Below are 13,523 nucleotides of genomic sequence, written 5' to 3'. Positions count from 1 at the left end.
ATTTAAGGGGCCGGCCGGATGCAAAAGGAAAAAGCGGAATTTGAAGCTATTCCAAACTAGCCCGGAAACAGCCTAGAACGGCTCTAAAGTAGGGCCTTGCACTGGATCAAGATTGCGGCGGACCTAGTCGCCCCCACCGCCTCCACCATCGCCGCCGCCCCCGCAATCTCCGCCACTACTGCCGCTATCGCTGCTGGAACAGCTGCCGCCGTCGGTCGCGCAGCCGGAACTATCGCTGGAAAACCAACTCCCAAACGAGAAGCCGTCGCTCGTGCCGGTGGCGGTGTCGCCGCCGCCATTGACGCTGGCCCCGGCGCGGGAGCCGCGCTGGCCGCGGTTCTGGAGATGGGTAATCCAGCCGTAGCCGATCGCGAAGACGATCCCGGCAGCGATCAATGCATTTATCATCGCGTTACCCATCATCGCCCTCCCCTGGCTGGGCTGCGGTCCTTACCGATTGGTCGCCCCGGCAAAGGTGCCGTTCATTGATCATTCAAACGAAGTATGGAACTTTACCCTCAAAGAGTTCCCGCGTGTTTGCTCGAAAGGTCAGCCAATGAAGAAGTCGCTCCTGGCAATTGCTACCGTCGCCGCTGTGGCCCTTAGCGCCATTACACCAGCCCAGGCGCAACGCGGCGTCGCCGCGGGTGTGGCAGCCGGAATCATCGGCGGCGCCATTGTCGGTGGGGCGCTGGCCTCTCCGTATTATTACGGTCCAGGCCCTGGCCCGGGCTACGCATATGGTCCCGGATATGGCGCCGGCTACTATCCGCCGCGCTACTATGCGCCGGGCCCGGGCTACGTCGCGGACGACTATTACGGCAACGGCTGCGTCTGGCAGAAGCAGCGCTTCTGGGACGGTTATGCCTGGCGCGTCCGCCGCGCCAGAGTCTGTGGCTGAAGTCGCCCCAACTGGCTCATTCCAGATGCGCCGTTCATTTAGGGGCCTGAAAAAGACCGCTTTTTCTCGTCACAGCTCCGTGTGCGTTTACCGCGGATTGACCATTTGCGCGCTTCCTAGCTGCAAGGCCAATTCCATCAGAGTCTGCGTGAACCTTTGAACCCCGGGCGCTCCTAACAAGGAGCATCCATCTCTCAGGAGAGCCAAGAGTATGAAGAAGACTTTAGTTGCCGCCCTCACGGTTGCGACGATCGCCGGTTCGCTGGTGACCGCCACGCCGTCCGCCCAGGCCCATGACGGGGTCGGCGTCGGCATCGCAGCCGGCCTGATCGGCGGCGCGATCGTCGGCGGCGCCATCGCATCGAGCCGTCCCGCCTATGGTGGACCGGTTTATGTGGCCGAGCCCGGCCCGCCGCCCCCGCCCTGCTACTGGCAGCGCCAGCGCTACTGGGATGGCTACGGCTGGACCGTCCGCCCGGTTCGCGTTTGCTACTGATCTGATCGCATGGCGCTCATGAGCGCCGCGATCGAAGCCCGGCCGAGCACCTCGGCCGGGCTTTTTCTTTTGCCAACCCTGCGTTATCAGCCCTGCGCACCTATCGCGCCGCCTGGATCGAGCGCAGCACCTCTTCGCTCGGCCAGCAATCGACCTTGAGGCCTGCCGACTTCTGGTAGGCGCCGAGCGCAGCGCGCGTCTGCATGCCGGCCTTGCCGTCGACCTTGTCCTTGTAGAGCCCGACGCGCGTGAGCCCCCGCTGCATCGCCTCGACGTCCTTGGTCCGCAATTGCTTCGAGGCAGACCATGGGGTCGCGAACGGTTGCGGGCTCGTCATGCGGTCGGCGAGATGTCCGACGAACAGCACGTAGAGGTCGGAAAAATTGTATTCCTTGATCACGAAGTAGTTCTTCGTGGTCAGGAAGGACGGGCCGTAGATGCCTTCAGGCTGCAGCAGGGAGGCCGGCTGTGCCTGCTCGGCGGCAGTGAGCTTTTGTCCACGCACCGGTACAAAGCCTTCGCGCAGCCATTGGCCGATCGGCTTCGTCACCTCGGGCACGCCGGCGGTGCAATCGACTTTGGCCGGTGCCTGCACCTCGTAGGCCCAGCGTACACCGCTCTGCCAGCCCTTGTTGACGAGCTGCTGCGCGGCGGAGGCCAGCGCATCCGGCACCGAGTGCCAGATGTCGATGCGGCCGTCGCGGTCGAAATCGACGCCATGCTTGTAATATTCGGACGGCAGGAATTGCGTGAGCCCAGTCGCACCGGCCCAGGACGAGCGCATGTCCTTGCGTGTCACTACGCCGTCACCGAGAATTTTCAGCGAGAGGATGAACTCGTTGCGATAGCTGTCCTTGCGGCGGCCGACATAGGCCTGCGTCGCCAGCACGCGGACGAGATCGTAAGGCAGCGTATAGCGGCCATAGTCGGTCTCGCGGCCCCAGATCGCCAGCATCACGGTAGCAGGCACGCCGGAGTTTTTCTCGATCTCGGTCAGCGCCTGACGATATTTTTGCAGCAACCGCTGCCCCTCGCCCGCAAGCCGCGCGATCGAGGCTTCCCTGACATAGTCAGCCGGCACCTGCACGAACTCGGCCTGCGACGGCGCCCCCGTTGCAGGACGCCCCGGCAGGATCAGATCCGGCAGCTTGTAGTCCGGCTCGAGCCCGCGCGTCTCTCGCTCGAACGTCGCGCGCGACACGCCGGCGGCCTCCGCCTCCGGCCACAGCGAGGCGATGAACTGCGCGAAGGCGGCGTCGGCAGCGCCGGCGGGCGACAGGCCGCAGGTGATAGCGATCACCGCAGCTATCAGCACCCGCCGCATCATGCTGAGATCACCGCGTCAGCTTCTTGTACTTCACGCGGTGCGGGATGATGCTGTCCTGGCCGAGCCGGCGCATCTTGTCCTTCTCGTAGTCCTGGAAGTTGCCCTCGAACCATTCGACATGACTGTCGCCTTCGAAGGCCAGGATGTGGGTCGCGATGCGATCGAGGAACCAGCGATCATGGCTGATGATGACGGCGCAGCCGGCGAAATCCTCCAGCGCCTCTTCGAGCGCACGCAGCGTGTCAACGTCGAGGTCGTTGGTCGGCTCGTCGAGCAGCAGAACGTTGGCGCCGGATTTCAGCATTTTCGCAAGGTGCACGCGGTTGCGTTCACCGCCCGAGAGCGCGCCGACTTTCTTCTGCTGGTCGGCGCCCTTGAAATTGAACGACGAACAATAGCCGCGTGAATTGACTTCCCTCTTGCCGAGCAGGATCAGCTCGTTGCCGCCGGAGATCTCCTCCCACACGTTCTTGCTGCCGTCGAGCGCGTCGCGCGACTGGTCGACGTAACCGAGATGAACGCTCTCGCCGATCGTGATGGTGCCCTTGTCCGGCTCCTCCTGCTTGGTGATCATCCTGAACAGCGTGGTCTTGCCGGCGCCGTTGGCGCCGATCACGCCGACGATACCGCCGGGCGGCAGCTTGAAAGTGAGATCGTCGATCAGCATGCGATCGCCGAAACCTTTGCTGAGCCCTTCGAAGTCGACCACGTGCTGACCGAGTCGCTCGGCCACCGGAATCGTGATTTGCGCGGTCTGTGTCTGCTTTTCGCTCGCCTGTTTCAGCAGTTCGTCATAGCGCTGATAGCGCGCCTTGGACTTGGCCTGGCGGGCTTTCGGCGAGGACGCGATCCATTCCTGCTCGCGGGCCAGCGTCTTCTGATGCGCAGCGTCCTCGCGGCCCTCCTGCTCGAGCCGCTTCTGCTTCTGCTGCAGCCAGGACGAGTAGTTGCCCTCATAGGGAATGCCCTTGCCGCGATCGAGCTCGAGAATCCAGCTCGTGACGTTGTCGAGGAAGTAGCGGTCATGGGTGACGATCAGGATCGCGCCGGGATAGTTGCGCAGATGGCCTTCCAGCCACGACACCGACTCCGCGTCGAGATGGTTGGTCGGTTCGTCCAGCAGCAGAAGCTCGGGTTGGTCGAGCAGCAGCTTGCAGAGCGCGACGCGGCGGCGCTCACCGCCGGAGAGTTTCGACACGTCGGCATCGTCGGGCGGACAGCGCAGCGCGTCCATGGCCTGGTCGACCTTGCTGTCGAGATCCCAGAGGCCCTGGGCCTCGATCTCGTCCTGCAGCTTGGTCATCTCGTCGGCGGTCTCCTCGGAGTAGTTCATCGCCAGCTCGTTGTAGCGATCGAGGATGGCCTTCTGCTTGGCGACGCCCAGCATGACGTTCTCGCGCACGCTCAATGCCGGATCGAGATGCGGCTCCTGCTCGAGATAGCCGACGCGGGCGCCCTGGGCGACCCAGGCCTCGCCGTTGTACTCCTTGTCGAGGCCGGCCATGATTTTGAGCAGCGTCGACTTGCCCGAGCCGTTGACACCGAGCACGCCGATCTTGGCGTCCGGGTAGAAGCTCAGATGGATGTTATCGAGCACCTTCCGAGTCGGGTAGCTCTTGGTCAGGCCCTGCATGAAATAGATGAACTGGCGCGCCATCGGTCCCGAAAACCTTCGATTTGAGGAAATTTGCTTGCCGCCGATGTAGCGACCCCGCCCCCAAAGGGCAATGTTTTCCCTCCGTTCACCACGGATGAATACGGAACGGACACCATCCCACCGCCGATCCGGACAATTGAAACCATCTTTTAATAAATCAGGCCAAAGCTCGGTTTCGCGCGGAAACAGCGCCACCCGCTCAGAATGAACGGGAGCACAGCGAGACAGCGTCATGGCCATGATCGAGACCAACTCCCTTCCCGTTCCGGCGGAAGCCGGCAGCGCCTCCGCATTTGCCTCGGAGATCAAGGGCTTCTGGAAGCGCTTCTTTGCCACCGCTTTCAACCCCTACCGGCCCGAACTGCATTACATGCGCGGCCCCGGCCCGGCCTGGCGCGCCAAGCACGGCATGAATGCGCCGTTCCGGCTCAAGCCCCGCGACCTCTGAGCCTTTATCACCTGTCGGATTTTTGAAGACGCGAACGGCTTGCGCACGGTCCTGATTGCGCGCAACCATGGCCTGGTTCCACCTCTCGCCATGGAAGAACGCTGATGACGCGGCTGCGCTGTGCAATTCTCGACGACTATTTCAACCTCGCCCTCGACGTCGCCGATTGGCAAAGCCTGTCCGACCGCATCGACGTCACCGTGTTCAGCCATCCCTTCGCCTCCGAGCAGGCCGCGGCGAGCGCGCTGGCCGATTTCGAGATCGTCTGCGCGATGCGCGAGCGCACCGCGTTCCCCAAGAGCCTGTTCGAAAGCCTGCCGAAGCTGAAGCTCCTGCTGACGTCAGGCATGCGCAACGCCTCGATCGACATGGAGGCCGCCAAGGCGCGGGGCGTCACGATCGGCGGCACGCAATATTCGCGCGATCCGACCGCGCCCCTCACCATGGGCCTGATCCTGGAACTGACCCGCGGCATCGGCCGCGAGAACGCGCGCATGCATGCGGGCGAGCCCTGGCAGGCCTTTGCCGGCGTCGAGATCGAGGGATTGACGCTCGGCGTCGTCGGGCTCGGCAAGCTCGGCAGCAAGATGGCTGATATCGCGAAGGCGTTCGGCATGAACGTGATCGCCTGGAGCCCGAACCTGACCCCGGAGAAGTGCAAGGACGTCGGGGTCGGCTATGCCACCAAGGAGGAGCTGTTCACCAAGGCCGATATCGTCAGCATCCATGTGGTGCTGAGCGAGCGCTCGCGCGGGCTGGTCGGGGCTGCCGATCTCGCGCGGATGAAACCGACGGCCTTCCTCGTCAACACCGCGCGCGGGCCGATCGTGGACGAGCAGGCACTGCTCGAGGCGTTGCAGCAGAAGAGGATTGCAGGCGCCGGCATCGACGTGTTCTCGGTCGAGCCGTTGCCGACGGACCATCCCTTCCGCAAGCTCGACAATCTCGTCCTGACGCCGCATCTCGGCTACGCCACCGCGGACGGCTTGCGCATCCATTACGGCCAGATGGTCGAGGCGATCGACGCTTTCACCAAGGGCGGTGAGCTGCCGCGCAAGCTGGCCTGATGCCTCAGGCCGCCGAGCGCTGGCTGGTGGGCTGCCGTGCCGCATCGGCAAAGCCGTCGCGCCAGGAGGCATGCGCCGGCAGCCAACCGAGCTCGCGCTTGGCCTTGCCGTTGGAGGCTCCACGCACCTCCGTCATCATCGCAACCATATGCTCGCCCGCAAGCAGGCGCCCGAGCCAGGCGGGGATGTGACGCGGCGGCTTGGCACCGAGGAGTTCGGCCAGCGCGGGCAACCAATCCTTCACCGGCGCCGGATGATCGTCGACGATATTGTAGATGCTGCCAGTGCGTCCGCGTTCAAGCGCGGCGAGCGTGGCAGAGGCTGCATCTTCGGTGTGAATGAACGACCACGTGCCGCCGCCGTCACCGATCACCGGCACACGCCGGTGGCGCAGCTGGTCGATCATCGCCGGCGAGAGCGTGCCGGTGCCGGGTCCATAGAAGAATCCATAGCGCAGCACGATGCCCTCCGGCTTCGTCGAAGCGGTGATGATTCGCTCCAGATAGCGGATTGCCTCGAGCGTGCGTCGCAGCTCTCGCGGTGGATTCGAGTCGAGTTCATCGGTCTCGATCTTGACCGTTCCGCCGGCGCGACTGAAGGTCCAGCCGCAGAAGCTTTGCGCGATGAAGCGCTTGGCGCCGGCCTCGCGCGCGGCGTTGAGCAGAATGTCGGTTCCGCGGGTGCGGAGCTCGTTGGTTCGCTTGAAAGCCCGATCGAAATGCCGGAGGTCCGTGGCGGCCGCGAGATCTGTCATCTGGTGGATGACGGCGTTGGGCTTTGCCGCAATCACCGCAGCGCGCATGCTGTCGGCATCGAGACCGTCGGCAACGACCGGCTCCGCACCCGATCGCCGTACAAGGTCTGTTTTTGCCGCACTCCGTGTCGTGCCGATCACCGAATGACCCGCGGCGACCAGCGCCGGAACAAGATACTGACCGACCGCGCCGGTCGCGCCCGCAACAAAGATGCGCATCCTGTGCTCCTCAATTCGTTGCAATCCTCCCGGACGTAATCGAGGTGCGGAGCCGTTCAAGTATGCGCAAGTGCGACCTGCACGCATGCGTCAAATGATGACGGCGCGTGACCGAAGGCCACGCGCCGTCATCAGATCAATTCTTGCGAAGCCGATTCAGCGCACGGTGACGGGCGCGGGCAGCGGCGGCACCACTGTCGGCTGGGTGCCTCCGACCGGGCCGGCCTGCGCGGCCATTGGTGCGGGGCCGGCAGTGCCGGGCATGGGCGCGGCGGATGCGGTCGCCGTTCCCGGCGGCGGACCACCCGGCATCACGACCACGCGGGTGCCGACCTTGACGCGATCGAACAAGTCGGAGACGTCCTCGTTCAGCATGCCGATGCAGCCGGACGACACGAACTTGCCGATCGTCGAGGGCTGGTTGGTGCCGTGGATGCGGTAGACGGTCGAGCCGAGATACATCGCACGGGCGCCGAGCGGATTGCCGGGACCGCCGGCCATGAAACGCGGCAGATAGGGCTGGCGCTCGATCATCTCGGTCGGCGGATGCCAGTCCGGCCACTCGGCCTTGCGGGTGATCTTCTGCACGCCGGTCCAGGTGAAGCCGTCCCGGCCAACGCGGACGCCGTAGCGGATCGCACGGCCGTTGCCCAGCACGTAATAGAGGTAGGTATTTGGGGTATCGACGATGAGTGTTCCGGCCGGCTCCTTGGTCGCCAGCGAGACCTCCTGACGGCGCAGGTTCTGCGGCAGCTGCGCCGGAGCAGCGTCAGGCTGCTCCTCGGGCGGCAGCGAGGCGATCGCCATCGGCCGACCGTCGGCACCAACGGGCGGCTGCCCAGCCTGGACCGTTCCGGTCGCGGCGGGACCACCGACCGCCTCGGGCGGACGCAGGCCATCACTGCCGGGCGCCTGAGCCGGACGATCGGCGTAGATCACCGCGGGCGGGCCGGCAGGGCGGCCGTAGCGCGGGTCGTCGGGCGACGTCACGGGACCCTGCGGCGGCGCGGCCGAGTAGACGGGGGCACCTGCGGGACGGCCATAACGGGGATCATCGGGCGACATCACCGGACCCTGCGGCGGCGCGGCGGAATACACCGGGGGAGCGCCGGGCGGACGGCCGTAACGCGGATCCGGACCGGGCGGCGGCAGCGCTGCCTGCGGCATCGCGTCATCTTCATCGTCGAGCGCGTCGAAACTCGGCGCGCGGTCGCCGGGCCGATATTCGGCCGGCGGCGCGCCATAGCTCGGCGCCTGCTGGACCGGATAGCTCTGGGCCTGTGCGAGCGAGGTTCCCGCCGCAGCGACTGTTGCGGCAGCGCATATCGTCAGAAAATGTTTGATCATCATCGCTCTTGTATAGTCCCCGGGCCCGTCCGGACCGTTAACGGCCAGATGACGGAAGATAGCGGCACATTCAAGACATTACAGGCGGATTTGTGCCTGATTTGCCGATTTGTGATCCGCAAGACTACCGTTGCCTCCTTGCATCATGGGGCGAAAATCAGCCCACGCCCGAGATCGCCGCAGTCGCCGGCTCCGTTTTTTACGGAACGGCGCGGAATCGTTGCGGTATGTTCGAATCAGCCTGATTCGCCTCCGCTTTGAGCTTCGATCCCCGCGTGGCGAACGCGGCAAGCAGTACCGTCACCGCGTTCAGATGGCTCATGGGCCCTGGCCACTTCACCGCCGGGGCGGAAATTCGCAATCCCTCGATGCTTCCCGGCTTTCGCTTCCTGTTTGCCGCGATCCTGCTGTCAGCCTCCATCCTGGTATTCGGCCTGGGCGCCGCCGCGCTGCTGCGGGCGAGCCACGAGCAGTATGTCAGCAACCCCTCCTGGCGGAACGGCCCGCAGGAGCAGGTGTTTGCACAAGCTCCCGAGCCGGCCCAGCCGGTGCTCGCGGTCCTCCGCGTCGAGCCGGAAGCGGCCACCGATCCGACGCCGTCGCTGCGCGATCAAGTCCCGACCATCGCACTGCCGATGAGCGAGCCCGAACAAGTGGTCGCGCTGACGACTGAGACCGACGGTCAGCCGCAGGTCGTTGCACCTCCGGCTGACGTCCCGGCCGAACCGGCCAATGCGGAGACCAAGGCCGAGACGACGACGGACGCCGCGGTGCAGGCCTCAAGCAACACGCTTACTCCGGCCGACGCCAGCGCATCCATCGCCGAGGCCAAGCCCGTTGCGATCGCTCTCGCGAGCAAACCAACACCTGCCGCCCCCAGCGGAGCCTCGGCTTCGTCCAGGTTCGACATGGCGAGCGCGAAGTTCGCCGCATTGAACGACCCGGCGACCACGGCTTGGGAGGGTCCGCCGGCGAAGGCCAAGGCCGGCTCTAAGGCCGACAGCAGGTCGCCGGAGAGCAAGGCGACCAAGCCGCGGGCGCATCGCGTCAAGAAGCGCCGCCGCATTGTCCGGCGCGCGCCGCCGCCGGTTCAGCAACTCGATCCGTTCGGACAACCGCAACCCACGCTCGCCGCAACGACGACCGCGCGCGCACGTCAGTAGGGTTACGCCGGCCCGGTTGCGATCGGCGGTCCCTTTTCCTGGCCCCATTCCGACCATGAGCCATCGTAGAGCGCGGTGTCGGTGATGCCGAGGCGATAGAGCGCCAATGTCAGCACGCCGGCGGAGACCCCGGAGCCGCAGCTCGTCACGATCGGCGCATCGAGCCTGACGCCGGCGTTGGTAAAGGCAGCGCGGAGATCATCAAGCGGCTTCATCGTGCCGGTCGCGGCGTCGAACAGGAGATTGTAGGGCACGTTGCGCGCGCCCGGGATATGGCCGGAGCGGATGCCTGCGCGCGGCTCCGGCGCCCGGCCCTCGAACCGGTCGGCGGCGCGCGCGTCGATCACCTGCTCGGCACGGCTTTCGACGTTGGCGATCAATTGCTGCATGCTGCGCACGCGTTTTGAATCGTAGCTGGCCGTGAACGTCGCAGGCTTCGGCTTCGCCTCGCCACTCTCGACCGGACGCCCCTCGGCGCGCCACTTCTTCAGGCCGCCATTGAGGATGCGCACATTGCCGTGCCCGAAAGCCAGGAACATCCACCACGCGCGGGGAGCAGCGACCCAGCCGCCGGCATCATAGATCACGACGGTGTCGGCATTGGAGATGCCGAGATGACCGACGTCGCGGCCGAACTGCTCGGCACTCGGATACATGTGCGGCAGCGGGTTGGAATGGTCCGAGATCGCATCGACGTCGAAGAACACCGCGCCCGGCAGATGCGCGGCGAGATAATCGTCCTTCGGCAATGGCAGCACACCCGGCAGCTTGAAGCTGGCGTCGAGCACCTTGACGTTGGCGTCATTGATGTGGGCGGCGAGCCATTCGGTAGAGACGAGGGGATCGGTGGGCATGCGAGATCTTTCTATTATTCCGCGCGAGCGCAACGTGAGCGAGGTTGAAGCAGTGCGCATCCAACTCCGCTGTCATCGCCCGGCCAGTGCGCAATTGCGCACTAGGACCGGGCGATCCAGTATTCCAGAGGCGATTGTAATTGAGCCGAGAGGCCGCGGCGTACTGGATTCCCCGCTTTCGCGGGGAATGACGCCGGAGATTGGAGCGGCAGCGCAGCACCCTCACCCCTTCTTCTTCGGCTCCCACTGTTGGGTCGGCCCGCCGGCGTCGCGCCAGGCGGCGTAGCCGCCCGCGATGTGGGCGACGGGCTTGAGGCCCATGTCCTGCGCAGTCTTGGCGGCGAGCGCAGAGCGCAAGCCGCCGGCGCAATGGAAGACGAACTTCTTGTCCTCCTGGAACACCGGCTTGGCATAAGGGCTCTGCGGATCGATCCAGAATTCGAGCATGCCGCGGGTGCAGGCGAACGCGCCGGGGATGCGGCCGTCGCGCTCGATCTCGCGGGGATCGCGGATGTCGACGATGACGACGTCGCCGTTCTTGGAGATCTCGATGGCGTCTTTGGCGGTGAGCGTCTCGATCTCGGCATTGGCCTCGTCGATCAGCGCCTTGATGCCACGGGTGATGGTCTGGGGCACGTGGTTCTCCCTCTTGTAGTCATTCCCGGCGCGGAGCGCGAGCTAGTGCGTTAATTCCTTCATCGCACCTTCAAGTCCCTCGATCGTGATCGGATACATGCGGTTGGCGAAAATGCGTTTGATGATGGTGGTGGATTCCGAATAGTCCCAGTGCTTCTGTTGCACGGGGTTCAGCCACACCGAATGCGGATAGGTACGGATGATGCGGTCGAGCCAGACCGAGCCGGGCTCCTCGTTGACGTGCTCGACCGAGCCGCCGGGCACCATGATCTCGTAGGGCGACATCGAGGCGTCGCCGACGAACACGATCTTGTAATCGTGCGGGTATTTGTGCAGCACGTCCCAGGTCGGGGTGCGGTCGGTAAAGCGCCGCTTGTTCTGCTTCCACACGCCTTCATAGAGGCAATTGTGGAAGTAGAAATACTCCATGTGCTTGAACTCGCTCTTCGCCGCCGAGAACAACTCCTCGACCTGCTCGATATGCGCGTCCATCGAGCCGCCGATGTCGAAGAACACCAGCAGCTTCACCGCGTTGCGGCGCTCGGGCCGCATGTGCACGTCGAGATAGCCGTGATTGGCGGTCTCGCGGATGGTGGTGTCGAGATCGAGTTCATCCGGCGCGCCGGTGCGCGCGAATTTGCGCAGGCGGCGCAATGCCACCTTGATGTTGCGGATGCCGAGCTCGACATTGCCGTCCAGATCCTTGAACTCGCGCTTGTCCCACACCTTGACGGCGCGGTTGTTGCGGTTCTTGTCCTGGCCGATGCGAATGCCTTCGGGATTGTAACCATGAGCGCCGAACGGCGAGGTGCCGGCGGTGCCGATCCACTTCGAGCCGCCCTGATGACGGCCCTTCTGCTCCTCGAGACGCTTCTTCAGGGTCTCCATGAGCTTGTCCCAGCCCATGGCCTCGATCTGCTTCTTCTCTTCGTCGGTCAGGTATCTCTCGGCGAGCTTCTTCAGCCACTCCTCGGGGATCTCGGCTCCCTCCATGGCGTCGAGCAGGCTTTCCAGCCCCTTGAAGACGGTGCCGAAGACGCGGTCGAACTTGTCGAGGTTGCGCTCGTCCTTCACCAGGGAGGTGCGCGAGAGATAGTAGAAGTTCTCGACCGAGTAGTCCGCGAGGTCGGCGTCGAGCGCCTCCATCAGCGTGAGGTATTCGCGCAGCGTCACGGGGACCTGCGCATCGCGCAGAGAAGTGAAGAATTGCAGGAACATGGGTGACAGATTGCCCTTTGGATTGTCGGCGTCAAGGGGCGCCTCGGAGACCCCACCCGACGAGCTCTGGGCAGGATTGTCCGCCAGGCGGGATTGGCGGAGCGATTGTGCTCGTCATCCTTTCGCTGATAAAACGGGTCTGAAAGCCTGACCGAACCTAGGAACGGCCGCTACGCGCGGCCGTTCCGTTTGTTGGACCAGGGCCATGAAACTGGCAATTCCTGGGACGACGACCAACAAGGACGCGCGATGAAATTTACCGGCACCAAGGACTATGTTGCGACCGACGATCTCAAGGTCGCGGTCAATGCCTCGATCGTGCTGGAGCGCCCGCTGCTCATCAAGGGCGAGCCCGGCACCGGCAAGACGGTGCTGGCGGAGGAAGTGGCGAAGGCGCTGAACGCCCCGCTTCTGACCTGGCACATCAAGTCCACCACCAAGGCACAGCAAGGCCTCTATGAATACGACGCGGTATCGCGCCTTCGCGACAGCCAGCTTGGCGATGCCCGCGTGTCCGACATCAAGAACTACATCAAGCGCGGCAAGCTGTGGGATGCCTTCACCGCCGAGCAGCGCCCGGTGCTGCTGATCGACGAGATCGACAAGGCCGACATCGAATTCCCAAATGATCTCCTGCTCGAGCTCGACCGCATGGAATTCCACGTCTACGAGACCGGCGAGACGATCAAGGCCAAGCAGCGCCCGATCATGATGATCACCTCCAACAACGAGAAGGAGCTGCCGGACGCGTTCCTGCGCCGCTGCTTCTTCCACTACATCAAGTTCCCCGATGCCGACACCATGACCCGGATCGTCGACGTCCACTTCCCCGGCATCAAGAAGCGGCTGGTCGAGGAAGCCCTGCGCATCTTCTTCGAGGTCCGCGAAGTGCCCGGGTTGAAGAAGAAGCCCTCCACCTCAGAGCTTCTGGACTGGCTCAAACTGCTGCTCAACGAAGACATGAGCGTCGAGCAGTTGCGCGAGCGCGACCCGCGCAAGCTGATCCCACCACTGCACGGTGCGCTGCTCAAGAACGAGCAGGACGTGCATCTGTTCGAGCGATTGGCGTTCCTGAGCCGGAGGGAAGTGTAGGTTCGAGCGCACTCCGCTGCCGCCCCACCTTCCGGTGTCATTCCCCGCGAAGGCGGGGAATCCAGTACGCCGCGGCTTCTCGACTCAATCATAACCGCCTCTGGAATACTGGATCGCCCGGTCAAACCGGGCGATGACACCGAGAGTGTGGCGCACTCTCTCCACCTCGTCATTGCGAGCGCAGCGAAGCAATCCAGGCTGCCTCCGCGGAAAGATCCTGGATTGCATCGCTGCGCTCGCGATGATGGAGCAAGGGCGAGCATCGCGCTCTCCAACTCGCGCTTCAAATCGCGAGGGGCGACCAAGGTCGCGTGAGATGGGCCTCCGGCTCTGCAGCGCACAGC

Annotated in this window: 14 protein-coding genes; 6 read left to right on the top strand and 8 right to left on the bottom strand. The window is 64.4% G+C overall.

Translation table 11 applies throughout. From position 1 onward, the window contains the following. Positions 1 to 123 precede the first annotated feature (123 nt). Complete coding sequence (locus ACIPUD_RS00745; protein WP_018454133.1) at positions 124 to 423, bottom strand: hypothetical protein; 300 nt, start codon at positions 421 to 423, stop codon at positions 124 to 126. A gap of 133 nt (positions 424 to 556) precedes the next feature. Between ACIPUD_RS00745 and ACIPUD_RS00740 the strand changes: the two genes are divergently transcribed. Together ACIPUD_RS00740 and ACIPUD_RS00735 are read left to right on the top strand one after the other, a co-directional pair. Next, positions 557 to 901 carry a hypothetical protein gene (locus ACIPUD_RS00740; protein WP_085361458.1) on the top strand — a complete coding sequence of 115 codons (345 nt, stop codon included), beginning with the start codon at positions 557 to 559 and terminating at the stop codon, positions 899 to 901. 211 nt (positions 902 to 1,112) lie between these two features. Beyond that, positions 1,113 to 1,397, top strand: a complete 285-nt coding sequence (locus ACIPUD_RS00735; protein WP_007613695.1) for a hypothetical protein — start codon at positions 1,113 to 1,115, stop codon at positions 1,395 to 1,397. 100 nt (positions 1,398 to 1,497) lie between these two features. Here ACIPUD_RS00735 and ACIPUD_RS00730 read toward each other — a convergent pair whose 3' ends face one another. Both ACIPUD_RS00730 and ettA read right to left on the bottom strand, forming a co-directional pair. Beyond that, a complete protein-coding gene (locus tag ACIPUD_RS00730) occupies positions 1,498 to 2,724 on the bottom strand; it encodes a lytic murein transglycosylase (protein ID WP_018454131.1) in 1,227 nt (408 codons plus the stop codon). Between the two features lie 7 nt (positions 2,725 to 2,731). Further along, positions 2,732 to 4,381 carry an energy-dependent translational throttle protein EttA gene (ettA, locus tag ACIPUD_RS00725; RefSeq protein WP_446479990.1) on the bottom strand — a complete coding sequence of 550 codons (1,650 nt, stop codon included), beginning with the start codon at positions 4,379 to 4,381 and terminating at the stop codon, positions 2,732 to 2,734. 232 nt (positions 4,382 to 4,613) lie between these two features. On the opposite strand from ettA, the gene ACIPUD_RS00720 reads away from it, so the two are divergent. Both ACIPUD_RS00720 and ACIPUD_RS00715 read left to right on the top strand, forming a co-directional pair. Continuing rightward, positions 4,614 to 4,829 (top strand): hypothetical protein, encoded by a 216-nt coding sequence (locus tag ACIPUD_RS00720; protein WP_018454129.1) that lies wholly within the window; start codon positions 4,614 to 4,616, stop codon positions 4,827 to 4,829. 104 nt (positions 4,830 to 4,933) lie between these two features. Beyond that, a complete protein-coding gene (locus ACIPUD_RS00715; protein WP_085361460.1) occupies positions 4,934 to 5,896 on the top strand; it encodes a D-2-hydroxyacid dehydrogenase family protein in 963 nt (320 codons plus the stop codon). Between the two features lie 4 nt (positions 5,897 to 5,900). Here ACIPUD_RS00715 and ACIPUD_RS00710 read toward each other — a convergent pair whose 3' ends face one another. After that, on the bottom strand, positions 5,901 to 6,869 hold the full coding sequence (locus ACIPUD_RS00710) for an NAD-dependent epimerase/dehydratase family protein (RefSeq protein ID WP_446479989.1): 969 nt from the start codon (positions 6,867 to 6,869) through the stop codon (positions 5,901 to 5,903). 156 nt (positions 6,870 to 7,025) lie between these two features. Beyond that, entirely contained in the window at positions 7,026 to 8,216 is a 1,191-nt protein-coding gene (locus ACIPUD_RS00705) for a L,D-transpeptidase family protein (RefSeq protein WP_162496397.1), read from the bottom strand. 320 nt (positions 8,217 to 8,536) lie between these two features. Between ACIPUD_RS00705 and ACIPUD_RS00700 the strand changes: the two genes are divergently transcribed. Next, positions 8,537 to 9,379: a hypothetical protein gene (locus ACIPUD_RS00700; RefSeq protein WP_085385360.1), complete on the top strand. Its 843-nt coding sequence runs from the start codon at positions 8,537 to 8,539 to the stop codon at positions 9,377 to 9,379. Positions 9,380 to 9,381: 2 nt separating this feature from the next. Here the strand turns inward: ACIPUD_RS00700 and sseA are convergent, their stop codons facing one another. The 3 genes from sseA to ACIPUD_RS00685 form a co-directional block, all read right to left on the bottom strand. Further along, a complete protein-coding gene (gene sseA, locus ACIPUD_RS00695) occupies positions 9,382 to 10,233 on the bottom strand; it encodes a 3-mercaptopyruvate sulfurtransferase (protein WP_085361463.1) in 852 nt (283 codons plus the stop codon). A gap of 222 nt (positions 10,234 to 10,455) precedes the next feature. After that, positions 10,456 to 10,869: a rhodanese-like domain-containing protein gene (locus ACIPUD_RS00690; protein WP_018454122.1), complete on the bottom strand. Its 414-nt coding sequence runs from the start codon at positions 10,867 to 10,869 to the stop codon at positions 10,456 to 10,458. A 42-nt stretch (positions 10,870 to 10,911) separates the two neighbouring features. Next, positions 10,912 to 12,087, bottom strand: a complete 1,176-nt coding sequence (locus ACIPUD_RS00685) for a vWA domain-containing protein (RefSeq protein WP_446479988.1) — start codon at positions 12,085 to 12,087, stop codon at positions 10,912 to 10,914. Positions 12,088 to 12,336: 249 nt separating this feature from the next. On the opposite strand from ACIPUD_RS00685, the gene ACIPUD_RS00680 reads away from it, so the two are divergent. Then, a complete protein-coding gene (locus ACIPUD_RS00680; protein ID WP_007600695.1) occupies positions 12,337 to 13,179 on the top strand; it encodes an AAA family ATPase in 843 nt (280 codons plus the stop codon). The last annotated feature ends 344 nt before the right edge of the window (positions 13,180 to 13,523 follow it).

It is taken from the genome of Bradyrhizobium sp. CAR08 (assembly GCF_052871955.1).
This window is presented reverse-complemented; position numbering and strand designations above follow the sequence as displayed.

What these genes read in the sequence shown, in the direction of transcription:
- ACIPUD_RS00745 (WP_018454133.1), bottom strand. Translation starts at nt 423, where the DNA reads ATGATGGGTAACGCGATGATAAATGCATTGATCGCTGCCGGGATCGTC.
- ACIPUD_RS00740 (WP_085361458.1), top strand. Translation starts at nt 557, where the DNA reads ATGAAGAAGTCGCTCCTGGCAATTGCTACCGTCGCCGCTGTGGCCCTT.
- ACIPUD_RS00735 (WP_007613695.1), top strand. Translation starts at nt 1,113, where the DNA reads ATGAAGAAGACTTTAGTTGCCGCCCTCACGGTTGCGACGATCGCCGGT.
- ACIPUD_RS00730 (WP_018454131.1), bottom strand. Translation starts at nt 2,724, where the DNA reads ATGATGCGGCGGGTGCTGATAGCTGCGGTGATCGCTATCACCTGCGGC.
- ettA (WP_446479990.1), bottom strand. Translation starts at nt 4,381, where the DNA reads ATGGCGCGCCAGTTCATCTATTTCATGCAGGGCCTGACCAAGAGCTAC.
- ACIPUD_RS00720 (WP_018454129.1), top strand. Translation starts at nt 4,614, where the DNA reads ATGGCCATGATCGAGACCAACTCCCTTCCCGTTCCGGCGGAAGCCGGC.
- ACIPUD_RS00715 (WP_085361460.1), top strand. Translation starts at nt 4,934, where the DNA reads ATGACGCGGCTGCGCTGTGCAATTCTCGACGACTATTTCAACCTCGCC.
- ACIPUD_RS00710 (WP_446479989.1), bottom strand. Translation starts at nt 6,869, where the DNA reads ATGCGCATCTTTGTTGCGGGCGCGACCGGCGCGGTCGGTCAGTATCTT.
- ACIPUD_RS00705 (WP_162496397.1), bottom strand. Translation starts at nt 8,216, where the DNA reads ATGATCAAACATTTTCTGACGATATGCGCTGCCGCAACAGTCGCTGCG.
- ACIPUD_RS00700 (WP_085385360.1), top strand. Translation starts at nt 8,537, where the DNA reads ATGGGCCCTGGCCACTTCACCGCCGGGGCGGAAATTCGCAATCCCTCG.
- sseA (WP_085361463.1), bottom strand. Translation starts at nt 10,233, where the DNA reads ATGCCCACCGATCCCCTCGTCTCTACCGAATGGCTCGCCGCCCACATC.
- ACIPUD_RS00685 (WP_446479988.1), bottom strand. Translation starts at nt 12,087, where the DNA reads ATGTTCCTGCAATTCTTCACTTCTCTGCGCGATGCGCAGGTCCCCGTG.
- ACIPUD_RS00680 (WP_007600695.1), top strand. Translation starts at nt 12,337, where the DNA reads ATGAAATTTACCGGCACCAAGGACTATGTTGCGACCGACGATCTCAAG.